This window comes from Rosenbergiella collisarenosi, assembly GCF_018494085.1.
Lineage (GTDB): Bacteria > Pseudomonadota > Gammaproteobacteria > Enterobacterales > Enterobacteriaceae > Rosenbergiella > Rosenbergiella collisarenosi.
Genome location: NZ_JABBFP010000006.1, coordinates 1 through 25,027 on the forward strand (window position 1 = coordinate 1; position 25,027 = coordinate 25,027).

Genomic DNA, 25,027 nt, shown 5'->3' on the forward strand with positions numbered 1-25,027 from the left:
CGCTGCGTATCGTGCTTTGCCGTGTCAGTGGATGCGCATTATAGGGAGTTCCGCTGAGAGCGCAAGGGATTATTTAATAAAAATAATCAGTTGCTGGAGATTCGTGCAATTTGCTTATTATTTGTAAGATTCTCTAAGATTTCGAAACCATATTGATGCAAAACGGGTAAAAGTGCGGCTAATTTATCATCTTCTTTTGTGCAAAACGCAGTGTTGGGTAGCCCCATTGAGCTATTTATGTTGTTGTCCCTGAGTAAATAAATCGCTCGCCTCGCGATAGCAGAGCCAGAATCAATAAATAGCGTGTTTTCTGGAAAGACCTGTTCTAGCTCATCCTTTAATAAAGGGAAGTGAGTACACCCTAAAATAATCGTGTCAGGAACTGTGGTGAGATGTAACCATGGCTCCACGGCAGAGCGTACATCATCTAGGTCTACTTCTTGATGATGGAGTTTATGCTCCGCTAGTTCCACTAACGAAGATGCTCCTAACATCTCGATACGACATCCTTCAGCAAATTGCTTGATAAGTTTATACGTATACTCTCGCTGTATCGTACCCTGCGTAGCGAGTAAACCAATGATGCCATTACGCGTCAATTGCGCAGCCGGTTTAATCGCGGGCACAACGCCTATCACTGGGAAGTCAAAAGTATGACGGAGCGGGGGGAGTGTAATCGTGCTGGCCGTATTGCAAGCAATCACTGCAAGGTCGATGGTATAACGTTGAGCTATCTGCTGCGTAATATGTAGCACACGCTCAATAATAAAAGCTTCCTGTTTCGTTCCATAGGGGAACCCTTCATTATCGAAGACATAAAGATAATGAGCCATCGGTAGTAGCTTCTTTATTTCACTATAAACAGAAAGCCCCCCTACTCCAGAATCGATGATCAGTATTGTTGGAGAGAGAGTTGGAGTACGGGCTGACTCTTCTGAAGGAGATTGAATCGGAATAACCATTAATTTCTCGTACGCATCTGATTATGACAGTAATGATATCATTCTCTACACAATTAACTCAGCAACTGATTACGAGAGAAACTGGACATCGTATATAGAATCCCTACAATTCAGCGCTGATCAGGTTATCCTATAGGTTCAATTTATGACTCCGGAACATCTTCCCATAGCACAATACGATGCTCAGCTGACTGAAAAGCGCCAGCGCCTCAGCCACTTGTTATCATCTTATGAACATCCAGAAATCGAGGTTTTCCGCTCCCCTGTGAGTCATTACCGTATGCGTGCGGAATTCCGTTTATGGCATGAAAATGACGACTTGTACCATATCATGTTCGACCAACAAACCAAGTCACGGATTCGCGTCGAGCAGTTTCCGGCCGCAAGTGAGTTAATCAATCAATTGATGCCGATTATGATCGATGCACTAAAAAAGAATCAGGTGCTGCGACATAAAGTATTTCAAATTGACTACCTCACTACTCTTAGTGGTGAAGCCTTAGTCACTCTTCTCTATCACCGTCCGCTACAGGATGATTGGATCGCTGCCGCGCGTGACTTACGCGACAGCCTACGTGACCAAGGTTTTACTCTCGATATTATAGGCCGAGCCACTAAAACTAAAATTACATTAGATAAAGACTATATAGAAGAAGCACTCAACGTAAATGGTGAAACACTCGTTTATCGACAAGTTGAGAATAGCTTTACGCAACCTAATGCCGCTATCAATATTTCTATGCTCGAATGGGCACAGGCTATCACTGAGGATTCAACCGGCGATCTTCTTGAGCTATATTGCGGCAATGGTAATTTCTCTATCGCTCTAGCAAAAAACTTTCAGCGAGTGCTTGCGACAGAAATAGCAAAACCGTCAGTGGAATCAGCGCAATACAACATCGCTGCCAATCATATTGATAATCTACAAATTATTCGAATGTCAGCTGAAGAGTTTACGCAAGCCATGCAGGGCGTTAGGGCGTTTAATCGTCTGAAAGGTATCGACCTAAGCGCTTACAATTGTGAGACTATTTTTGTCGATCCACCGCGCAGTGGGCTTGACGAGCAAACGCTAGCTATGGTGCAGCAATATCCACGTATCCTTTATATATCCTGTAATCCAGAAACGCTTTGCGAAAACCTCTCGGTATTGGGAAAAACGCACACCATCTCACGTGTTGCGTTATTCGATCAGTTTCCCTACACCCATCATATGGAGTCTGGCGTTTTACTCACATTACGCTAGCGCTATGGAACCCTATTTTGAATAGGGTTCATCATTCTTACTCTTCGCTTTGTAGCGCCAATCGCTCTTGCTCTCGGCGGTACCAGTAGTAAGCACCTTTGGAAATCATCCTTAATTGCAGGACTAAACGCTCTTCAAGTAGTCGACGATGCGTCAGGTCGATATCCAAGGCCTCGGCCCCTGCGCTGAACACAATAGTGACCATTGCCTCAGCCTGGGCTTCAGTAAAACTTCTCGGCATATGATTTTCGAGTTCTAAATAGTCAGCTAATTCAGCGATAAAATGTTGAATCTCTCGTGCAACCGCTGCACGAAATGCAGAAGAGGTCCCCGACCGCTCGCGTAAAAGTAGCCTAAAGGCGTTTGGATTATTACCGATAAATTCCATAAAGGTCGCAACAGAGGTCCGAATAATGCTGCCCCCTTTAGCAATACGCTGTCGCGCTTGACGCATCAGCTGACGAAGCATAAGACCACTCTCATCAACCATAGTGAGTCCCAATTCATCAACATCCTTGAAATGTCGATAAAAAGAGGTTGGCGCGATCCCTGCCTCACGCGCAACTTCTCGTAGACTTAGGCTAGCAAAACTACGTTCAGCACTGAGTTGACTAAATGCAGCTTCAACAAGTGCTCGCCTTGTACGTTCTTTTTGCTGCGCCCTAACGCCCATGACTTCTGCCTTTTTATCTTTCATGGTAAGACTATACCAAAGTTTCAGCGTACAGCGTCGGAAACATTATTACGCTCTGTTACTTAAATCTTTGCGCAGAAATGCGGAAAAAAGGTTTTACCATTTAGCTAGTATCACGAAGATGTTAGAATCAGGTTGTAAAAATGTATAGAGAAATAGGACATATGGGTATGAAACAGTCTTACGATTACGACGCCATTGTCATTGGTTCCGGACCTGGTGGTGAAGGTGCAGCAATGGGCCTGGTTAAGCAAGGTGCTCACATTGCTGTTGTTGAACGCTATCACAATATCGGTGGTGGTTGTACGCACTGGGGGACAATTCCCTCTAAAGCTTTACGTCACGCTGTTAGCCGTATCATCGAGTTCAATTTGAACCCCCTATACAGCGATCACTCTCGCTTATTACGCTCCTCTTTTGCTGATATTCTTAGACATACCGAAAATGTCATCCAACAGCAAACAAATATGCGCCAAGGGTTTTATGAGAGAAACCACTGCGCGCTGTACCAAGGTGATGCACGCTTCATCGATGCACACACTATCGAACTCACGGCTCATGATGGCTCTGTCGAACTGCTTACAGCCGAGAAATTTGTCATCGCCTGTGGGTCACGTCCTTATCACCCCGATAACATCGACTTTACCCACCCGCGTGTCTACGATTCCGATTCGATCTTGGACCTAAAACACGAGCCGAGCCATGTCATTATCTACGGTGCTGGCGTGATTGGCTGCGAGTACGCCTCCATCTTCCGTGGTTTGGGCGTAAAAGTTGATCTGATCAATACCCGCGACCGTTTATTAGCGTTCTTAGACCAAGAAATGTCAGATTCACTCTCCTATCACTTTTGGAACAATGGGGTAGTCATCCGCCATAACGAAGAGTTCGAGAAAGTTGAAGGTGTCGAAGATGGGGTGATTATGCACCTCAAATCTGGTAAGAAGATGAAAGCCGACTGCTTATTATTTGCTAATGGACGGACAGGTAATACCGATTCGCTCTCTTTAGAAAATGCAGGGCTTGAGGCAGATGGCCGCGGCTTACTAAAAGTCAATAACATGTACCAGACTAGCCAGCCTCATATTTTCGCAGTAGGCGACGTTATCGGTTATCCAAGCCTAGCCTCAGCAGCTTACGACCAAGGTCGTATCGCTGCACAAGCCATCGTCAAGGGCGAAGCGACTGCGCATCTGGTCGAGGACATACCAACAGGTATCTATACTATTCCGGAGATTAGCTCAATTGGGAAAACCGAACAGCAATTAACGGCTATGAAAGTGCCGTACGAAGTGGGTCGCGCGCAATTCAAGCACCTCGCACGTGCGCAAATCGTCGGTATGAATGTTGGTAGCCTTAAAATTCTTTTCCATCGTGAAACGAAAGAAATTTTGGGCATTCACTGCTTCGGTGAGAGGGCCGCTGAGATCATTCATATCGGCCAAGCCATCATGGAGCAGAAGAACGGTGGTAATACGATCGAGTACTTCGTGAATACCACCTTTAACTATCCAACGATGGCTGAAGCCTATCGCGTTGCAGCGTTAAACGGCTTAAATAGGCTGTTTTAGTACGTCTGCCGGTAGTGCGTACATGTGCGCGCTAATCGCCTCTGCAAGTTGCTCATAGCGGCTTCGCAGAGGTGAACCAGGGCGATAAATTAGCGCAATTGTGCGTTGTGGTACTGGTGATTCACAGCCAATATAACAAACACCATCTCTTTCACGCTCGCTCGGCACGGCTAATGCCGGCATCAGGGTCACGCCACTTCCCGCCGCAACCATGTTCCGCAGAGTCTCAAGACTCGTCGCCCGAAAATGTGTGTCTTCGTCCGCTCCCGCCTGAAAACAGAACCCCATTGCCTGATCGCGTAGACAGTGTCCATCTTCCAACATCAATAATTTCTCCCCTGAAAGATCTGCCATCTGGATAGATTGACGGTCACGCCACGGGTGATCACTGTATACGGCTAACTTCATCGGTTCGTCAAAAAGGGGAACCTCAATGAAAGCTTCAGACTCTTTTACCAATGCCATAATTGCGCAATCTAATTTACCACTATCAAGTTGCGTCAGTAGCTGATGCGTTTGTGCTTCGTGGAGGTACATCTCAAGTTTTGGGAAGCTTTTGTGAAGCATAGGGATAATGTGCGGTAGCAAGTACGGACCGACAGTGGGGATTAGTCCAATGTGTAGCGGCCCCGACATGGTTTCACCTTGTTGGCTGGCCATTTCCTTCAAAATTTTAACTTCGCGTAATACCGTCCGTGCCTGATCGACGAGAAGTAACCCCGCTTGTGTAAATAATACCTTGCGGCTGGTTCTTTCCAGCAACATTACTCCTAACTCATCTTCTAGCTTACGGATCTGCCCACTCAAGGTAGGTTGGCTAACATGACAAGCATCAGCCGCTCGTCTAAAATGACGATGTTCTGCGAGAGAAACAAGATATTCCAGATCACGGATGTTCATTAATTCCCTTCCTTTATGATAGGTCGTAACGATAGGTAGCATAGCAATGAACGATTAGCCCTATCAAGGAATGTCTTATATTATTCAGTCAACAAAGAGTCAACCTACATTAAATATTAAATAGTGGAGCACAACATGCCATTAGAGAATCAAGAAGGTAAAAACGTCCCGCAAGTCACTTTTCATACCCGTCAGGGCGACAAGTGGGTCGATCTGAGCACCGACGATTTATTCAAAAATAAAACAGTCATTGTTTTCTCTTTGCCTGGTGCGTTCACCCCTACGTGCTCGTCTAGCCATCTTCCTCGTTATAACGAGCTGCACAGTGTCTTTGCGGCGCATGGCGTCGATGAAATCCTATGCGTATCCGTGAATGATACTTTCGTTATGAATGCATGGAAACAAGACCAACACGCTGAGAAAATTACTTTTATCCCAGACGGTAATGGTGATTTTAGCCGCGGTATGGGCATGCTTGTGGGTAAAGATGACTTAGGGTTCGGCGAGCGTTCATGGCGTTATTCGATGCTCGTTCGCGATGGCAAAATTGAGAAAATGTTTATTGAGCCAGATCTACCGGGCGACCCGTTCGAAGTATCAGATGCAGATACTATGCTTAAGTATTTGGCACCTGACCACAAACTCCAAGAGTCTGTCTCGATCATCACCAAGCCTGGCTGTCCTTTCTGTGCAAAAGCGAAGCAGTTATTGCAAGACAAAGGTCTACAATATGAAGAGTTGGTGTTGGGACAAGACGCTACCACTGTTAGCTTACGCGCGATCACTGGCCGCTCAACCGTACCACAAGTCTTTATCGGAGGCCGCCACATCGGGGGCAGCGACGACTTAGAAAAACATTTCGCAGTATAAATATCGATAAGAAGAAAGTGCCACACCAGGGTAGCGGACGAATTTTCGTCCGCTTTTTTTTATGCTAGCCGTACGCGAGCTTGTTCAATCGCGTAAGCGACTTGTTCACCAGCAACACCGCCTTTCGCATTACGCTTATCGAGACAAGACTGAAGCGAAAGTAGAGGATAAACATCTGCCTCTATCGTGTTGCTAAACTGTTTGAAATATTCCAGCGAGAGTTGTTCAAGAGGAATACCTTGTTTAATGGCTGCAACGACCACTTCACCGACAATATGATGCGCTTCACGGAAAGGGACACCCTTAGCCACTAGATAATCCGCCAACTCTGTGGAGTTCGCATAGCCTTGTTCCGCCGCTTCTTGGCAGCGTGCACGATTTAGTTGAATATCTTCCAATACCAGACAGCTCATATGTAGGCACTCTAGCCATGTATCGAGTGCATCAAATAAGCCCTCTTTATCCTCTTGCATATCCTTATTGTAAGCTAGAGGAAGCCCCTTAAGCGTCATCATCATGCCCGTGAGTGCCCCTTGTACTCGCCCACATTTCCCGCGGATAAGCTCTAGCGCATCCGGGTTTTTCTTCTGTGGCATTAATGAGGAGCCCGACGTCACCTTATCTGATAACTCAATAAATCCAGCCTCTCCAGAATTAAAGAAAATCATATCTTCTGCAAAGCGTGATAAGTGTATCATGCTGATAGAGGCATGACTCATCAACTCCAACGCATGGTCGCGGTCAGAGACAGAGTCGAGGCTGTTACGGGTGGCGCTGGAAAATCCTAACCAGTCGGCTAATTGCTCACGATCGATGGGGTATGCCGTTCCTGCTAGAGCACCGCATCCTAATGGGCTCACATCAATGCGCTTCAGTGCATCCTCTAAACGGCTCTCATCGCGTGCGAGCATCTCGGTATAAGCCAAACACCAGTGAGCAAAAGTAATAGGTTGCGCACGTTGTAAGTGCGTATAGCCTGGCATAACAACATCTTGATGTGCTGACGCTGTCTCAACAAGAGCGCTCTGTAAGGCTCTTACTGCGCTGATCAGTTCAGCTACCTGAAACTTACACCATAATTTTAGGTCGGTCGCAACTTGGTCATTACGGCTACGTCCCGTATGAAGCTTTTTACCTAACGCCCCTACCTTCTCAATAAGCTTACCTTCGACCCAACTGTGGATATCTTCGGCATCACTCTCCAGGATCTGCATCGGGTTTTCACGCACTTCACTTAGTAATGCAACCAGAGCCTGCTCAAGTCGTTGTTGCTCTTCAGCCGTGAGCACATTAACGGTAACCAAAGCCTTCGACCACGCTACCGACCCCGTAATATCTTGCTCAGCCAAACGATAGTCAAAGCGTAATGAGTCGTTGAAATGTTTGAACCGTTGATCGGCTGCCTGAGTGAACCGCCCGCCCCACAATGCCATGGTAACTCTCCTGAGAAATAGATAAAGAGGTGGCCTCACGGCCACCCAAAAACTTATTGTTGTTTTAATGCCCGGATACGAGAAGACAGCGAGTAAAGGCGAATAAATCCTTCCGCATGGCTATGATCATACACCTCATCTTCGCCAAAGGTCGCGAATTCTTCAGAATACAGGCTATTGTCGGATTTCTTTTTAATTGCCGTAGCATGCCCTTTATAAAGACGGATAACGACTTCGCCATTCAGCTCTTCCGCTAACGATTCAGCTGAGGCTTGCAGCGCTTTGCGGATCGGGGTAAACCAACGACCATCGTAAACAACGTAAGACATCTCTAAGCCGAGCTGCTCACGCCATTTGAAACTGTCACGGTCTAGAACCAGTTGCTCAACTGCACGTAACGCGTTGACCATAATAGTCCCGCCCGGGGTTTCATAGCAGCCACGCGACTTCATACCGACTAAACGGTTCTCGACAATATCAATCCGGCCAACGCCATGTTTGGCACCCAGGACATTCAATTTTTCTAATGCTTGGAACGGGCTTAGTCTCTCACCATTCACGGCGACTACTTTGCCTTTCTCTACCGACAGGGTAATTTCTTCAGGTTGGTCTGGTGCGTCTAGGGGATCGACGGTCCAGACCCAGCAATCTTGGTTCGCAGCATTAGCAGGGCTTTCTAATACACCGCCTTCTGTAGAGATATGCCACGCATTTTCATCACGACTGTAGATTTTTTCTAAACTCGCGGTAGTCGGGATATCGCGCTGTTTGAGGTAATCGAGTAAAGCCTCACGAGAACGTAGATCCCATTCACGCCACGGCGCAATGACTTTTAACTGTGGTGCTAAAGCCGCATAAGTACTTTCGAAGCGTACTTGGTCATTACCTTTACCCGTCGCACCGTGACACAGTGCGTCCGCACCCACTTTCAGCGCGACTTCAACTTGAGCCTTAGCGATAATGGGACGCGCCATAGAGGTACCCAGTAGGTAAGTGCCTTCGTACAGCGCACCAGTCTGCAACACTGGGTACACATACTCACGGATAAACTCTTCACGTAGGTCGACGACGTGACATTCGCTGGCTCCAGACTGCATCGCCTTTTTCTCTACACCTTCTAAATCCGCAGGATCTTGGCCAACGTTGGCGACAAACGCGACAACCTCACAGCCATAATTCTCTTTTAACCAAGGGATAATCGCCGAGGTGTCAAGACCGCCTGAATACGCTAAAACGATTTTATTAATATTGTGAGTTTGCATTATAGATCCTTGAAAATATTCATTAATTTACGCAACAATTCGTGTACCAATGGCTAAGCCATTAAATAAGTCTGGCAGTTTTTCAGCATGTCGCCAGCTGGCAATATCAACCGGTCTGTTCAGGGTACGCGCCGCATCTAATGCAGCATTGACTTTAACAATCATCCCGTCGGTAATAATGCCTTGATCAATCAATGTTTCTGCCATCTTAGCCGACATCTGATCAATTTTTTGCCCTTTACCATCTAGGATACCGCTAACGTCGGAAAGCAGAATTAAATCTGCTCCTAAGGCTGCCGCTAACGCTGTCGCCGCTTGGTCTGCATTAACGTTCATCAGCTGCCCCCCATCAGTAATACCGATAGAACTGATAATTGGCAAATATTCAGCGGCTAAAAGTGTCTGTAATAATGCTGGATTTCCAGCAGAGGCATGACCGACATGACCTAGCGACTCGTCCAATTGCGTGACTTGCGTAATATTGCCATCTCCCAGAGATAGCCCTACGGCTGGGATAGCATATTTTTTTGCCCACGCTAACAGGGTCTTATTCGCCGTCCCGGCCAGCGCACCAGTAATAATATCGATTTGGTCGGCCGGGGTTACGCGTAAGCCATTCTGTTTCTTAACGGGGAGATTAAGCTGCCCCATCAACTCGTCAACTAAGCAACCACCACCATGAACGATCACTAACTGTCGTTGGTGCTGCATACGATAGTGTTGTAACGCTTCGAAGAGACGCGCAAGCGCTTCTTCACTGTCTAACAACACGCCACCTACTTTGATAATTAATGGATTTGCCATAATCGTTGACTCTTTTTTAAAGTAAGGAGACGGTCGGCGCAAAGCCAAACCGGATATTCAAGCACTGCACGGCTTGCGAAGCTGCCCCTTTCAATAAGTTATCTTCCACGCTAACCAAAATAAGATGCTTTCCTTCAACCGCGAAACCGATATCGCAGAATGGAAGGCCTATCACACCTTTAAGCGCGGGAACGCCTTCATCGTAAAGCCTTACAAGCGGCTGATTATCATAAGCTTGATGAAAAATGGCTAAGATCTCTTCACGCGAAACCGCTGTTCTTAACTGACAAGTGATTGTTTCTGAGATGCCTCGCGGAAAGTCTCCTAAATGAGGAGTAAAGATAACCGAGGTTCCAAGATGTGCCGCAATCTCAGGTTGATGCCGATGCGTGAAAATACCGTAGGGTTGTAAGCTCACCTCACATAAGCTGGTTTTCAGCGCAGCCTTACGTCCAGCACCACTGACACCACTAGTTGCGTTGATGACTGGCCAGAATTCAGTATTCAGCAACTGACGGTCTAATAGGGGTTTTAATGCTAACTGCGCGGCGGTCGGGTAGCAGCCGGGTACAGCCACAAGCTGAGCGGTCAGTATTTTATCTGCCTGCCATTCTGCTAGTCCATATACCGCTTTGGCTAGCCAGTCAGGATGCTGATGGGTAAATCCATAGTAGCGAGTATAAAAATCTGGGTCGTTGACGCGGAAGGCTCCTGACAAGTCGAAGACTGTACAGCCTGCTGCAAGGAATATTGGCGCTAAATCGTGGCTAATTTCATGCGCTGTTGCTAAAAAAACAATGTCATGTTGGTCGGCTAAAGCTTGTGGATCAGTCATTCCCTGCAGAGTGAGGTCGAGACGACCTTTGAGTTGCGGATAAAGATCTGATAATAATTTACCGGCATCGGCACTTTGTGCAGAGACCGCAATGGTCGCGAGGTTTACTTCTGGGTGACGATTTAAGTAAGTTGCCAGCTCCGCACCAGCGTATCCACTAGCGCCAACAATCAATGCATTTAACATTAGAAAAAACCTTCTCAGCTCTCGTCAACAGATGCGGGTAAAGTCTCTACTTTCCCTTGGATAGTGAATAAATCATTGTCATTACGAGACTCGATAATGTATTTTTATTCACATAATTTGCATGATTATTTGTACATCCTAATCAAAGGAGCGTCAACAGTGAATAACAAATTACCCCCTTTTATCGAAATTTATCGCCAATTAATCGCGACACCTTCAATCAGTGGGACAGATTCTGTACTAGACCAAAGTAACAAGCCACTCATCACTTTACTGGCTAACTGGTTCGAGCAATTAGGCTTTAGCGTTGAGCTACAACCTGTTCCTCATACAAGAGATAAATTCAATTTATTGGCTAAGTATGGTCAGGGATCTGGCGGGCTGTTACTCGCGGGTCATACTGACACCGTCCCTTACGATGAAGGGCGTTGGACACAAGATCCCTTCACCCTCACTGAGCGAGATAATCGTCTATACGGTTTAGGGACTGCTGATATGAAAGGCTTCTTTGCCTTTATTCTTACGGCATTAACCACCATTGATTTACGCTCACTCACCAAACCGCTCTATATACTGGCGACTGCCGACGAAGAAACCACGATGGCAGGCGCCAGCTACTTTGCACAGTCGACGACTATTCGCCCTGATTGTGCGGTCATTGGCGAGCCGACGTCATTACAGCCAGTCAGGGCGCATAAAGGACATCTTTCTAAAGCAATTCGTATCGAAGGTCACTCTGGACACTCAAGCGATCCTGAGAAGGGGATCAATGCGATCGAGTTAATGCATGACTCGATCACTGAACTACAAGGCCTTCGTCGCCAACTTAAAGAGCGCTTCAACCATGATGGATTTGTTATTCCCTATCCAACGATGAATTTTGGGAAAATTTCTGGTGGCGATGCTCCAAATCGAATCTGTGCTTGCTGTGAATTGCATATGGATATCCGCCCGCTTCCTGGGCTTTCACTCACGGACCTGCATGAGTTGTTGGCCGAAGCACTCGCACCAATCAGTGAACAGTGGCCTGGCCGATTGACGATTACTGATCTACATCCGCCTATCCCTGGTTACGAATGCCCCGTGCATCATCCATTAGTCTCACTGATAGAGAAAGTCTTAGACACCAAGACTGAGATTGTGAATTACTGCACGGAGGCGCCTTTCATCCAACAGCTGTGCCCCACCCTAGTATTAGGGCCTGGCTCTATCGAACAGGCACACCAACCTGACGAGTATCTGGAGACAAAATTTATCGAGCCGACCGACCAGCTACTGAAAAAATTAATCCATCATTTTTGTTAAGTAAGAGATAGTAGCCGATGAGTCAGCAATAGATAAAAAACCTTTATAGGTGTAGGGAGTTCAGCACAATCGTCCTTATTCATCGAATAACGTCGATAATTCAGTAAGTTATTAATATAAGCCGTTATTTTCTCAGATTTGACGTGCATTCAGTTACATGGCTAGATAGGTATACAAAAAACCAATAACAACGATCGTTGGGCAGACAATCGCTAAGGGGTAAGGGCATTACATGAACGAACAATATTCAGCTATGCGTAGTAACGTGAGTATGCTTGGTAAACTACTTGGCGACACGATTAAAAATGCTTTAGGTGATGAGATATTAGAACGCGTCGAATCGATAAGAAAACTTTCTAAGGGGTCGCGCGCCGGCAATGATAGCGACCGTGAGGCATTACTGACGACCTTACAAAACTTATCCAACGATGAACTCTTGCCAGTCGCCCGCGCATTTAGTCAATTCCTAAACTTGACCAATGTCGCGGAACAATACCAAACTGTTTCGCATCAATCCCCTGGCGAAAGCCCACCGGAAGTCTTACAAGAAACGTTTCAACGACTCAAACAAATCGACAATATCTCCGAGAAGGATATCTGTCAGGCAATTGAGGAACTCTCTATTGAGCTCGTCCTCACCGCTCACCCTACCGAAATTACTCGTCGAACACTGATCCACAAGTTAGTCGAGGTGAATAACTGTCTAGACAGACTCGACCACAACGATTTAACCGATTACGAAACCTCGAAAATCATGCGACGCCTTCGCCAATTAGTCGAGCAGGCTTGGTATACCGATGAAATACGCAAACAGCGCCCAACCCCCATTGATGAAGCCAAATGGGGCTTTGCCGTCGTAGAAAATAGCTTATGGGAAGGGGTGCCGGCCTTTCTGCGCGAATTGAACGAGCAAGTCCACGCAAATTTCGGTATTACACTCCCCGTTGATTTTGTCCCCGTCAAGTTTACCTCTTGGATGGGAGGCGATCGTGATGGGAATCCTAATGTTACCGCCATCGTCACTCGTCAAGCTATTCGCCTCAGCCGTTGGAAGGCCGCCGATCTTTTCATTAAGGATATGACAGTATTAATTTCCGAGCTGTCGATGTCGAATTGCAATGAAACAGTGAGGACACTGTGTCAAAGCGCAGAGGTCCAAGAACCTTACCGCTTTATCCTCAAACGCCTACGCTCTCAGCTCATCGCCACCCAAAACTACTTAGAGTTTCGTTTAAAAGGCGAAGCGGTGACACCGCCTAAAGATATTATTGTGAGTAACGAACAGCTTTGGGAACCGCTTTATGCCCTGTATGAGTCATTGCAGCAAAGCGGTATGGGGATCATCGCAAATGGTCATTTGCTTGATACACTACGTCGTGTGAAATGCTTTGGTGTCCCACTGGTGCGGATAGATTTACGCCAAGAAAGTACTCGACACACCGAAGCGATCTCCGAAATTACTGGCTACTTGGGTCTTGGCGACTATCAAAGTTGGTCTGAGGCAGATAAACAGGCTTTCTTAATTCGTGAACTCAACTCACCACGTCCACTGCTACCTCGCCACTGGCAACCCAGCGCTGAGACACAAGAAGTCTTAGACACTTGCCAAGTCGCTGCCGAGGTTCCTGAAGGCTCCATTGCCGCCTATGTCATCTCAATGGCCAAGACACCTTCAGACGTCTTAGCGGTACATCTACTTCTCAAAGAGGCTGGTATTCGTTATGCCCTCCCTGTTGCCCCTCTCTTTGAAACGCTCGACGATTTGAATAACGCCGATAGCGTGATGACGCAGCTACTCAGTATTGACTGGTACCGAGGCTTTATCCAAGGTAAGCAGATGATCATGATCGGCTATTCCGATTCCGCCAAGGATGCGGGGGTTATGGCGGCGAGCTGGGCGCAATATCAAGCGCAAGACGCGCTGATTAAAACGTGTAAAAAATCCGGGGTCGCTTTAACACTCTTCCATGGTCGTGGCGGTTCGATAGGCCGTGGCGGCGCCCCTGCTCATGCAGCATTGCTCTCGCAGCCTCCAGGTAGCTTACGCGGTGGCCTGCGTGTCACCGAGCAAGGCGAGATGATCCGTTTCAAATACGGTTTACCCGAAATCACTATCGCCAGCTTAACCCTTTATACCAGTGCCATTCTGGAAGCTAACTTACTGCCACCACCGGAGCCAAAAGTACAATGGCGCGAGGTTATGCAACAGCTCTCTGCGGACTCTTGTGAGATGTATCGGGGATATATTCGGGAAAATAAAGACTTTGTTCCTTATTTCCGGTCTGCCACCCCAGAACAAGAGCTAGGTAAACTCCCCTTGGGATCACGCCCAGCCAAACGACGTCCAACCGGTGGCGTAGAGTCCTTACGCGCTATTCCATGGATTTTTGCCTGGACCCAGAACCGCTTAATGCTTCCCGCTTGGCTAGGTGCCGGAGCGGCGTTGAGTAACGCCATCGATCATGGGCAACAAAAGAATCTGGAAGAGATGTGCCGCGACTGGCCGTTTTTCTCGACACGTATCGGTATGCTAGAGATGGTCTTTGCCAAAGCTGATCTGTGGCTGGCCGAGTACTACGATCAACGCTTAGTAGACCCCGCGCTTTGGCCACTGGGTCAACAGTTACGCGAGCAACTGGCAGAAGATATTAAAACGGTACTGACTATCGCGAATGATGCTCACCTAATGGCGGATCACCCATGGATTGCTGAATCTATCGCTTTACGTAACGTTTATACCGACCCACTAAACGTTTTGCAGGCTGAGTTACTCCATCGTGCTCGTCAGGCCGAGGCGGATAACCTTCCTACCGATCCAAATGTTGAACAAGCCCTGATGGTTACCATCGCAGGCGTAGCCGCTGGAATGCGTAATACTGGCTAGCAATCATCATGAGTAAAAAACCCCCCAGCGCGAGTCACAGCGTTGGGGGGCTTTTTAATGGTCGAAGGCTTATACCGTGACAGGTCGTGTATACTCGCGGCCTGCCTGGCTTTCAATGCTAGAGTCTAACGGCTGTTAGATTAGCTTAGCTAATCGATTAAGATCAGAGAGCAGCGCTCCCGCCGTCACATCTCTACCTGCGCCCGGTCCACGTATAACTAAAGGGTTATCGCGATACCAGCGACTCTCAATAGCAAACACATTATCGCCCGGTAGCAGTGCCGCAAGAGGGTGATCGGGTCGAAGTGCCTCTAAACCGACCTTGGCTTTGCCGCGCGTATCGAATCGCGCCACATAGCGCAGAACTAATCCTAGCTCTTGAGCCGCTTCGAAACGCTGCTGGATCTGCTCGTCTAAAGCTTCACTATTTTCGAAGAAATAGTCCATGGAATTTTCCCGACAAGCTTCCGGCACTAATGACTCAACCTTCACTTGATGAGGTTCTATATCCGACCCGGCTTCACGCGCGAGAATGACGAGTTTACGCATCACATCGATACCAGAAAGATCTACGCGCGGATCAGGTTCCGTCAGCCCCTGCTGCCATGCCTGGTCTACAAGCTCGGTAAAGGGTACCGAACCATCATATTGAAGAAACAACCACGAAAGAGTGCCGGAAAAAATGCCGCTAATTGATAGGATTTTGTCCCCAGAATTACGTAAATCTCTCACGGTGTAGTTGATAGGGAGACCCGCGCCTACTGTGGCATTCGTTAACCAATATCGGCCGGTTTTACCAAACGCATCGGTAATTTGTCGCCACCGTTGATTCGCTGAGGCTCCAGCCACTTTATTCGCACTGATGACATGAAAGCCATAGCTTGCAAAGTCCAGATACTGTTCCGCCAATGCCTCGCTTGCCGTCACATCGAGTACCACTAACTCATCAAAGGGGTGGTCGCGCATCCACAGAAAAAGGGACTCCTCATCCAACGCCGTCGCGTCCCGTTCAAAATTCGCTAAGCTATGTGCGGCATCAAGTCCATCGTAACTGAGCAGACTACGTCGGCTATTCGCGACTCCTGCTAAGACGAAGTCCATTGCCGTCCGATCAGAGAGATTTTCCTGTTCTCGCGAAAAGAGCTCTAGCCAGCGTGACCCAATATTTCCTTTACCGAATAGAACAATACCGACCCTCTTTTCAGCTCGGAAAAGCGATTGGTGTAAACCTTGGACGATAGAAGGAAGCGGAGTTTTACGTAGCACCGCCACTAAACTCAGTTGCTCTTCTGATTGCCAAACAAATTCCACCGGGAGATCTTTAATTTGCTGCCAGAAGCGATGACAGTGTAATGGGTTACGAGTCACTCCTGCACCGACCATAGCGACCAGTACGCGTCCTTCACGTAATCGTAAATTAATCGGTAATCCTGAGGCTTGTAGCTGCGATAGCGCATTTTCGACTAGCTCAGAGGTGTAACAGAGCTGGAGCAGTTGACGGTCGCTATGTACGCCTCGAGCAAGTGGTCGTAATTGCGTACGAACTAAGAATTGGTCGATATCCCTTAATAGCTGATTGAAATCATGGCGAGGCCCGATCTGTATTTCAATCAAGCAGACATCTTCGTGGCTGGTGACAATACGTGCACCAGTACCAGACGCTAATACCCGCTCGATACGCGTTGAGCCGGCCTCCGGCTGATAGCTACAGCGTAACTGTAGATCGATATCGCTAGTCGCAACTGGCTGTAACGTGCGCGTGTGCAGCACTGGCGCAGCAAGGCGAGCCAATTCTGCCGCCTCATCGAGGCGTAAAAGAGGCAATAAGCATGCATCTGCGACAATACGTGGGTCAGCACTATATACCCCTGCAACATCGCTCCAAATAGTGACACGCTTGACACCTGCCAGCGCGCCGATTTGAGTCGCCGAATAGTCGGAGCCATTACGCCCCAATAATACGGTTTCACCTTGCTGATTGGCGGAAATAAACCCGGTGACGACTAAACGCTTGTGGGGATATTGCGTTAGGATCGGTTGTAGCAGTGGATAGGACTCACCTTCGTCGACTCGAGGCTGCCCCGCACGCTCAGCACGCAGGAAAGAACGAGCATCTATCCACTGCGCATCAATACCTGAGTGATTCAGGACCGCGCTCATTAAGCGCGCCGACCAAATCTCTCCGTGACCGACGACCTGAGCATATAATGCCTCGCTCCCCTCACCGTCTAAGAGAACAGAGAGATGATCCACATCAGCAATAAATTGACTGGCAACAGTTTCCGCAGAGTCTTTGGGTAATAAGCTTTCCACCAGTTCAAGCTGGTAACGACGAAGATGTTGTTGAACTTGAAACGCCGAGAGCCTATCGGTTTGGCTCAGGCGATACCAATTAATTAATTGATTCGTCGTACTCCCCGCTGCCGAGACGACCATGATATCCCCGGCATGGCTGTACTCAGCCATTATTTCCGCTACCCGTAAGTAACAACGTCGGTCGGCAAGGCTACTCCCCCCGAATTTATGTAGCTGTCGTGTAACGTCACTCTTCAGAACTGTACCGCCAACCATAATTACCCCTGCGCGAGACGTTGGAATGCTTGATCTAGATCGGCGATCAGATCATGGTGATCCTCGATTCCTACCGAAACACGGAGCAACGTTTCAGAAATCCCCGCGGCTGCTCTAGCTTCTGCGGACATACCCGCGTGGGTCATCGTTGCAGTATGAGAGATCAAACTTTCTACTCCACCCAACGATTCGGCCAAAGTAAAGAGATGAAGCGATTTTAAGAACTGACGGACCGTTGTTTCATCACCCGCTAACTCAAAGCTTAGCATCGCCCCATATCCGCGCTGCTGCCGACGAGCAAATTCGTGGCCGGGGTTATTGGGTAGCGAAGGATGGTAAAGCTTACTGACTAAGGGTTGAGTTTTTAGATAATCAACAATCGCGAGAGCATTCTCTTGCGCCGCTTTCGTACGTAACGATAAGGTTCTCATCCCTCTTAGTAAAAGATAACTATCGAAGGCTGAACCGGTCACGCCGATATTATTTGCCCACCACGCTAAATCGGTCGCGTGTTGAGGATCACGAGAAATAACAGTACCCGCAACAATATCGGAATGCCCATTCAAATATTTGGTACAAGAATGCACCACTAAATCCGCGCCGAGTTGCAAAGGATTCTGGAGCGCCGGGCTAAGGAAAGTATTATCGACAACAGTTATTGCACCGACGGCGCGTGCCGCTCGGCATAGTCCTTTAATATCGACGACGCGCAACAACGGATTACTTGGGCTTTCAATGAGGAAGAGTTTAGGGTTTAACTTCAGCGCCTCATTAACCGCTTGCGGATCACCTTGGTCAATAAATTTTACGTTGAAAGCTCCCCGTTTCTGTAAGCTATCAAATAAACGATAACTTCCGCCGTAGCAATCGTGGGGGGCGATCAACCATTCTCCTGGTTTTAAGAAGACCGTCGTAACAAGGAGGATGGCAGACATCCCCGTGTTAGTCATTACCGCACCAGCGCCTCCCTCTAATTCAGCTAAGGCTTGCTGTACCACGTCCCGTGAAGGGTTACCCCGTCGAGAATAGTCGTGGGCGCGAGGTTCATTAAAATCAGTAAAATTATAGGTGGTCGATAGATGGATCGGCGGAACGACGCAGCCATATTGGTGATCTTCATTTAACCCGCTGCGTACTGCAATTGTCGCCTGCTTGAATTGTGTCATAGAGAATAAACCAAGAGTCGTAAAGTGAACCCTAGCATAGCCTTGCGGAAAATAGACGTCAACACATCTAGACATCCAAATAGATTTGCGTGTAGATTGAGCAATACCCGGATAAAAGGTAAAATCAGTACATAACGTCCGGTCTTAGAAGAGATTATCTGTTTTTGACGGTTCTTAGACCAATAAATCCAGTTTTATCTGCAATATCTGGCATAATAAGCTGAATTCCCGCAATTAACATTTAATAATAAGGTACCCCATGGCCGAGTGGAATGCCGAATATATCAGCCCCTATGCTGAACATGGCAAAAAAAGTGAGCAAGTTAAGAAAATCACTGTTTCTATCCCACTAAAAGTATTAAAAATACTGACGGATGAGCGGACGCGCCGGCAAGTCAATAACTTGCGTCATGCTACGAATAGCGAGCTTCTTTGCGAAGCTTTCTTGCATGCTTTTACGGGTCAACCTTTGCCTGATGACAACGATCTTCGTAAAGAAAGAAGCGACGAGATCCCTGAAACGGCAAAAATTATTATGCGTGAGATGGGTATTGATCCCGATACTTGGGAGTACTAATAACGATTTCTATCCATAAAAAAACCCGGCAATTGCCGGGTTTCTTATACAACAGGCAGGTGCCCGCTGATTGGAAAACTTATTTAGCGCTTGGGATGCTGAAACGCTTGTTGAAGCGATCAACACGACCACCAGTATCTGCAACACGTTGTTTACCGGTGTAGAATGGGTGGCAGTTACCACATACGTCTAGGTTTAAAGGCTGACGCAGGGTTGAACGCGTTTCAATAACATTACCGCAAGAACAAGAAATGGTAACGTTTTTATATTCTGGATGAATACCTTTTTTCATGGGATAACCTCAGTAGAAGGCCGTGTCGCTCTCCGTGCCAAGTTTACCTTGCACAGCACCACACGCGATTGAACAATAATTTAAGTGTATATCTTCGCCGCGTAACAAATCCGCTATATAACGAAGGCGTCATATTATACAGAAAATAGACAACAACATGCAAATCTCGATTTCAATCGCCGCGTCGAAAACGGTACACTGACCGTTTCGGTTCACTGAAAATGAGCAGCACATGACCATCATCAAGGTAGCTTTACCCGTTCCTCTACCCAAACTCTACGACTATCTCGCCGAAGAGCCACGCCTGCCACAGGTAGGATGTCGCGTACGGGTAAGCTTTGGTCGTCGGAAGATGATCGGTATTGTCGTGGCGCACAGTGAACAGAGCGAGTTTAGCGCAGAACAGTTAAAGCCTATTGATGAAGTCCTTGATACTTGCAGCCTTTTTCCTCGCTCCTTATGGGACTTATTGACGTGGTCAAATCGCTATTACCACTACCCTCTCGGTGAAATCCTCTTCCATGCTATCCCCCTTCATCTTCGACAAGGTAAAGAGGCGAGTAAACCTGTCCGCTACGAGTGGCGGCTCACCGAACTCGGCAGGGTCATTGACCCAGTAGACATTAAACGATCAGAAAAACAGCGCCAAGCAATGATGTTGTTACGTCAAGGGGGAGTGCTGCGCTCCGCCGTGACAACACACGATCTAGCCGAAAGTACGTTACAGGCACTGCGTAAAAAAGGATGGTGTGACCTGTATGAACTGGCCGAAGAGCTTGAGGATTGGCGCCCACAGTTTAAAGTCCTCGGCGATCGGCTAAAGCTCACCACGGAGCAAGCGACAGCGGTGGGCGCCATACATAGCATGAATCAGCAGTTTTCGACGTGGCTATTAGCAGGGATAACCGGCTCGGGTAAAACGGAAGTCTATCTGAGCGTCCTCGAAAATATTCTTGCACAAGGTAAGCAGGCGCTAGTACTGGTCCCTGAAATAGGATTAACCCCACAGACGATCGCTCGGTTTAGGGAGCGTTTCAATGCCCCCATTGAAGTGATCCATTCTGGGTTAAATGATACCGAGCGCCTGAGTGTGTGGCTGAAAAGTAAAAGAGGTGAAGTCGCTATCGTCATCGGTACACGTTCAGCACTTTTTACACCACTGGCTAGACCCGGCGTGATTATTGTTGATGAAGAGCACGACAGCTCCTACAAACAACAAGATGGCTGGCGCTACCACGCACGAGATCTTGCGGTCTATCGCGCAAATAAGGAAAATATTCCCATTATTCTTGGCTCGGCGACACCAGCCTTAGAAACCCTACACAATGTACGTGTCGGTAAGTATCGTCAGCTCAACCTGACCCGCCGTGCAGGTAATGCCACCACCGCACAACAGCAACTGATCGATCTTAAAGCCGCTGTTTTACAATCGGGGTTATCTCCCCAGCTTATTCGCCATATCCGCACTCATCTACAGGCAGGTAACCAAGTTCTTCTGTTTCTCAATCGCCGAGGCTATTCTCCTGCGCTCCTCTGCCATGATTGCGGCTGGCTTGCAGAGTGTCAGCGCTGCGACCATTATTACACTTACCATCAACAGCAGCGCAGTTTGCGCTGCCATCACTGCGATAGCCAGCGGCCAATTCCCTGGCAATGTCCTGAGTGTGGTTCCTCACATCTTATGCCTGCCGGTTTGGGGACTGAACAGCTAGAGGAACATTTACAAGGATTGTTCCCCGAGATTCCCGTCACGCGGATTGACCGCGATACAACGCGTAGAAAAGGGATGCTCGAACAGCATTTAGCACAAATCCACCAGGGGGGAGCAAGAATATTAATTGGGACACAGATGCTCGCGAAAGGCCACCATTTTCCAGACGTTACGCTCGTCGCATTGCTAGATGTCGATGGTGCTCTTTTTTCTGCAGATTTTAGAGCTACAGAACATTTTGCTCAGCTTTACGTGCAAGTAGCGGGCCGAGCAGGACGAGCCGGTAAACAAGGTGAAGTCCTACTACAGACCCACCACCCGGAACATCCTTTGCTGCAAACATTACTCGGTAAAGGCTATTTTCAATTTGCGGCCGAGACGCTTGAGTTACGACAACAGTTGCAGCTGCCTCCCTATACAAATCAAGCAATATTTCGTGCTGAGCATCACGATAGCGATCAGGTAGAACGGTTTTTACAGCAACTCCGTACGCTTATTGAATCAAGCCCACTGAAAGATAAAGAGTGTTGGATTGTCGGTCCTATACCGGCACTCCATGCCAAACGTCAAGGCCGTTGGCGCTGGCAGCTATTGGTACAAAGCCCCTCTCGCGGACGCCTACAACAACTTCTTACGCAAAGCTTATCACTCGTCACCACGCTCACAGGGGAGAAAAAGGTGAAATGGTCGCTCGATGTTGATCCCACCGATAGTTGAGAATAAAAGGTTGTGAGGTAACTCTTAAAGTTAATCGATGAATAACAATTAGTTATTTCAGTTTGCTACGCTCTGTCGATAGATATCTGCTACGCCACCGCCCTGGGTTTACGACTCATGTAGGCTATTATTTATCGAGGAGTTACGCTGTGAAAATTACTACCCATCCCTCCTCAGCAACGATGAAAGATGTCGCAATACAAGCTGGGGTTTCCACTGCAACCGTATCACGGGCCTTTGCCGACCCTGAGAAAGTCTCAGCTAAAACCCGACAACGTGTGGAGTCAGCCGCTCATGCATTAGGTTACTCGTTTGCACCCAGCTTTCCTCGACTTACTCATCAATATTGGCGCACAATATTGGTTCTTGTCGCAGATATTACGGATAGTTTTTATAGCGATATTATCCGCGGCATAGAGATACAAGCTCGCCAACTACACTGTCTTATCACCTTATTCGACTGTGCTCACCAATCCGTTGAAAGCTTCATGGTTCACTCGCGGGGGGGAATTGAAAACTATAATGGGATTATCTTTGTCGGCCTCTCCCCTGTACATCATGACCCTATGCCTGCCTGCGCAGGGGTAGTTATTAATGAGTATTCGTCGGGTCATACTTTTCCAACGGTTCATATCGATAATTTAACTGCGGCCTTCGATGCCGTGCAATATTTGATTCAGCGCGGGCATCAGCGTATAGCTTGTCTGACAGGTCCAGAAGAATTGGCGATATGCCAATATCGACGACAGGGTTATCTACAAGCATTACAACGCCATAACATTCCCCTCAATCCCTATTACTTAGCCAGAGGCGATTTTTCCTTCGCTTCAGGGCTTGCTGCCATCGAACACTTTCTGCAACTAGCAACCCCACCTGATGCAATTTTTTGCCACAACGATAAGATGGCGCTTGGCGTGCTACACCGCGCCAAACAACTCGGCATAGTCGTTCCAAAGCAATTATCTATTATCGGTTTCGATAATATAGAAGAGAGCCAATATGCCGATCCGCCCCTTACGACTATTTCTCAACCAAGAAAGGCACAAGGGGAAGCTGCGGTATCAGTATTGGTCGCAATGATTGAAGGTAAAAACATAACCCATCGTTCCTACCTATTGGAAACTGAACTCATTTTACGGCAGTCTACGCGCTGATCGGCATTGGCATTAACCTCTGACACCAAATAATAAAAATCTGAACTAGAGTTTACTGGTCAAAGTTCATTCGGTTAAGTAACATAGTAGTAATTGTTATTAATCAATTCTTCAGGCAATCTCGCCTTTCAAGCTCGCTTAAATAATATCGGTACCGGTGTGGCACAAAAAGACTATGTAGGACGCGGACGTTCTTCGACAACGCAGCGTAAAAAAAATAATAACCGACGTAAAAATCCCAAGGCAAATACGGGTATTTCTAAGGTAATCGTTGTCATCGCTGCCGCGGCGTTGGTGCTATTTGTCGGTGTATTGGCGTTACTCGCTCACCATAAAAAACAGGCCGAAAAAGAAGCTACGCCTCACAAAACCGCGACGAACGGACTGCCTCCGAAACCCGAAGAACGCTGGAAATATATTAAAGAGTTAGAGAACCGCCAGATCACGGTTCCGAGCCCGGTTGAACCCACAGCAGGTGGCGAGGTTAAATCCCCCACCCAACTGACTGACGAACAACGCCAACTATTAGCGCAGATGGCTGAGGATATGCGTCAGCAACCGACTCAACTCAGCGAGGTGCCGTGGAACCAGCAAACTCCAGAACAACAACAACAGACCCTACGCCAGCAGCAGCAAAATGACGCACTTCAGCGTAAATACCAACAGCAAGAGAAACAGTTTATCTCGCAACAGCAGCAATTGAATCAATCGCGCCCTTCACAAACAGCGAATAAAGAACTGCAAGAACAGAACCGTCAAATTCAGTTACAGCACGATCGTCAACAACAAGCCTATGCAGAGCAACAAAAACGATTACAACAGGATCGTCAGCAACAAGCCTATAAAGATCAACAAAAGCAGCGCCAGCAACTGGAGCGCCAGCTAAAACAGCAACAGCAACAGCAACAGCAACAGCAACAGCAACAGCAACAGCAACATAGTGCTCCGATTACCGCTGCACAGCCAAGTCCTCCACAACAGACTAAATCGGTACCTATTGCTTCAGCTGCGCCGCAAGAAAAGGCAGAGGCGTCAACGAAACAGTGGGTAATTCAATGTGGTTCATTCAAAGGAGCTGCTCAAGCGGAATCAACACGAGCTAAGCTTGCATTCGAAGGATTTGAAAGCCGGATTACGACGGGCGGTGGCTGGAATCGTGTCGTCGTTGGCCCTTATAATCAACGCTCAAAAATTGATTCTGTTGTTAAACAGTTAAAGAATTCTGGACATACTAACTGTATAACTCTCTCCGTTGGGGGTTGAAAGCTTTTAACTCACCCCCATATATTTGAATAAGTGACTCCGCGCTTCGTCGCGGAGTTTTTATTTCAAGAGATTAAGGGGCAGCCCGTGACAACGATAGTAAGCATACGACGTAACGGTAAAGTCGTCATTGGCGGTGATGGCCAGGCAACGCTCGGTAATACCGTCATGAAAGGCAATGTAAAGAAAGTTCGTCGCCTCTATAACGATAAGGTCATCGCTGGTTTTGCTGGGGGGACTGCTGACGCCTTCACGCTTTTCGAACTATTTGAGCGTAAGCTGGAAATGCATCAAGGTCACTTAGTCAAAGCGGCGGTTGAGCTTGCCAAAGATTGGCGAACAGACCGTATGCTGCGTCGTCTAGAGGCCCTATTAGCTGTCGCAGATGAAAATGCCTCGTTAATCATTAGTGGTAACGGCGACGTCATCCAACCAGAAAACGATCTTATCGCTATCGGTTCCGGTGGCCCTTATGCCCAAGCAGCCGCAAGGGCGATGCTAGAAAATACACAATTAGATGCTCGTGAGATCGCTGAAAAGGCACTCGAAATTGCTGGTGATATCTGTATTTATACCAATAACAATCTCACGATCGAAGAACTCAACTCAGGGGATAAGGAGTAA

General features: G+C 47.6%; 20 protein-coding genes. 10 read left to right on the plus strand and 10 right to left on the minus strand.

The window, feature by feature from the left end; translation table 11 throughout:
• Positions 1–86 precede the first annotated feature (86 nt).
• Positions 87–962 (minus strand): glutamate racemase, encoded by an 876-nt coding sequence (gene murI / locus HGT70_RS10420; RefSeq protein WP_071432716.1) that lies wholly within the window; start codon positions 960–962, stop codon positions 87–89.
• 145 nt (positions 963–1,107) lie between these two features.
• On the opposite strand from murI, the gene trmA reads away from it, so the two are divergent.
• The gene (gene trmA / locus HGT70_RS10425) at positions 1,108–2,208 is read left to right on the plus strand and encodes a tRNA (uridine(54)-C5)-methyltransferase TrmA (RefSeq protein WP_214195786.1); all 1,101 of its coding nucleotides are present in this window, start codon (positions 1,108–1,110) and stop codon (positions 2,206–2,208) included.
• A 37-nt stretch (positions 2,209–2,245) separates the two neighbouring features.
• On the opposite strand, the gene fabR is transcribed toward trmA, so the two are convergent.
• A complete protein-coding gene (gene fabR, locus HGT70_RS10430; protein ID WP_214195878.1) occupies positions 2,246–2,881 on the minus strand; it encodes an HTH-type transcriptional repressor FabR in 636 nt (211 codons plus the stop codon).
• A 191-nt stretch (positions 2,882–3,072) separates the two neighbouring features.
• Between fabR and sthA the strand changes: the two genes are divergently transcribed.
• Positions 3,073–4,473 carry a Si-specific NAD(P)(+) transhydrogenase gene (gene sthA, locus HGT70_RS10435; protein WP_071432720.1) on the plus strand — a complete coding sequence of 467 codons (1,401 nt, stop codon included), beginning with the start codon at positions 3,073–3,075 and terminating at the stop codon, positions 4,471–4,473.
• On the opposite strand, the gene oxyR is transcribed toward sthA, so the two are convergent.
• Positions 4,456–5,373, minus strand: coding sequence for a DNA-binding transcriptional regulator OxyR (oxyR, locus tag HGT70_RS10440; RefSeq protein ID WP_071432723.1), 918 nt, complete (start codon positions 5,371–5,373; stop codon positions 4,456–4,458). The genes sthA and oxyR overlap by 18 nt on opposite strands.
• A 135-nt stretch (positions 5,374–5,508) precedes the next feature.
• On the opposite strand from oxyR, the gene HGT70_RS10445 reads away from it, so the two are divergent.
• Positions 5,509–6,243, plus strand: a complete 735-nt coding sequence (locus HGT70_RS10445; RefSeq protein ID WP_071432725.1) for a glutathione peroxidase — start codon at positions 5,509–5,511, stop codon at positions 6,241–6,243.
• Positions 6,244–6,302: 59 nt separating this feature from the next.
• Here HGT70_RS10445 and argH read toward each other — a convergent pair whose 3' ends face one another.
• The 4 genes from argH to argC are packed head-to-tail and all read right to left on the minus strand — an operon-like array spanning position 6,303 to position 10,763.
• Entirely contained in the window at positions 6,303–7,676 is a 1,374-nt protein-coding gene (gene argH / locus HGT70_RS10450; RefSeq protein WP_071432727.1) for an argininosuccinate lyase, read from the minus strand.
• Positions 7,677–7,729: 53 nt separating this feature from the next.
• A complete protein-coding gene (locus HGT70_RS10455) occupies positions 7,730–8,938 on the minus strand; it encodes an argininosuccinate synthase (protein WP_071432729.1) in 1,209 nt (402 codons plus the stop codon).
• A gap of 27 nt (positions 8,939–8,965) precedes the next feature.
• Complete coding sequence (gene argB, locus HGT70_RS10460) at positions 8,966–9,742, minus strand: acetylglutamate kinase (RefSeq protein WP_214195787.1); 777 nt, start codon at positions 9,740–9,742, stop codon at positions 8,966–8,968.
• A gap of 16 nt (positions 9,743–9,758) precedes the next feature.
• Positions 9,759–10,763, minus strand: a complete 1,005-nt coding sequence (gene argC / locus HGT70_RS10465) for an N-acetyl-gamma-glutamyl-phosphate reductase (protein ID WP_214195788.1) — start codon at positions 10,761–10,763, stop codon at positions 9,759–9,761.
• 159 nt (positions 10,764–10,922) lie between these two features.
• Here argC and argE point away from each other — a divergent pair, with 159 nt between their 5' ends.
• Positions 10,923–12,068 (plus strand): acetylornithine deacetylase, encoded by a 1,146-nt coding sequence (gene argE, locus HGT70_RS10470; protein ID WP_214195789.1) that lies wholly within the window; start codon positions 10,923–10,925, stop codon positions 12,066–12,068.
• Between the two features lie 232 nt (positions 12,069–12,300).
• On the plus strand, positions 12,301–14,952 hold the full coding sequence (ppc, locus tag HGT70_RS10475; protein WP_214195790.1) for a phosphoenolpyruvate carboxylase: 2,652 nt from the start codon (positions 12,301–12,303) through the stop codon (positions 14,950–14,952).
• A gap of 135 nt (positions 14,953–15,087) precedes the next feature.
• On the opposite strand, the gene HGT70_RS10480 is transcribed toward ppc, so the two are convergent.
• Both HGT70_RS10480 and metB read right to left on the minus strand, forming a co-directional pair.
• The gene (locus HGT70_RS10480; RefSeq protein ID WP_214195791.1) at positions 15,088–17,523 is read right to left on the minus strand and encodes a bifunctional aspartate kinase/homoserine dehydrogenase II; all 2,436 of its coding nucleotides are present in this window, start codon (positions 17,521–17,523) and stop codon (positions 15,088–15,090) included.
• 2 nt (positions 17,524–17,525) lie between these two features.
• On the minus strand, positions 17,526–18,689 hold the full coding sequence (gene metB / locus HGT70_RS10485) for a cystathionine gamma-synthase (protein ID WP_214195792.1): 1,164 nt from the start codon (positions 18,687–18,689) through the stop codon (positions 17,526–17,528).
• 259 nt (positions 18,690–18,948) lie between these two features.
• Here metB and metJ point away from each other — a divergent pair, with 259 nt between their 5' ends.
• Complete coding sequence (metJ, locus tag HGT70_RS10490) at positions 18,949–19,266, plus strand: met regulon transcriptional regulator MetJ (RefSeq protein ID WP_071432743.1); 318 nt, start codon at positions 18,949–18,951, stop codon at positions 19,264–19,266.
• A 79-nt stretch (positions 19,267–19,345) separates the two neighbouring features.
• Here the strand turns inward: metJ and rpmE are convergent, their stop codons facing one another.
• Positions 19,346–19,558 carry a 50S ribosomal protein L31 gene (rpmE, locus tag HGT70_RS10495; protein ID WP_071432745.1) on the minus strand — a complete coding sequence of 71 codons (213 nt, stop codon included), beginning with the start codon at positions 19,556–19,558 and terminating at the stop codon, positions 19,346–19,348.
• A gap of 232 nt (positions 19,559–19,790) precedes the next feature.
• Here rpmE and priA point away from each other — a divergent pair, with 232 nt between their 5' ends.
• From priA to hslV, 4 genes are all read left to right on the plus strand, one after another.
• Positions 19,791–21,986 carry a primosomal protein N' gene (priA, locus tag HGT70_RS10500; protein WP_214195793.1) on the plus strand — a complete coding sequence of 732 codons (2,196 nt, stop codon included), beginning with the start codon at positions 19,791–19,793 and terminating at the stop codon, positions 21,984–21,986.
• 149 nt (positions 21,987–22,135) lie between these two features.
• A complete protein-coding gene (locus HGT70_RS10505) occupies positions 22,136–23,140 on the plus strand; it encodes a DNA-binding transcriptional regulator CytR (protein WP_232526909.1) in 1,005 nt (334 codons plus the stop codon).
• Positions 23,141–23,233: 93 nt separating this feature from the next.
• Complete coding sequence (gene ftsN / locus HGT70_RS10510; protein WP_244968912.1) at positions 23,234–24,403, plus strand: cell division protein FtsN; 1,170 nt, start codon at positions 23,234–23,236, stop codon at positions 24,401–24,403.
• A gap of 87 nt (positions 24,404–24,490) precedes the next feature.
• Entirely contained in the window at positions 24,491–25,027 is a 537-nt protein-coding gene (hslV, locus tag HGT70_RS10515) for an ATP-dependent protease subunit HslV (protein ID WP_071435156.1), read from the plus strand.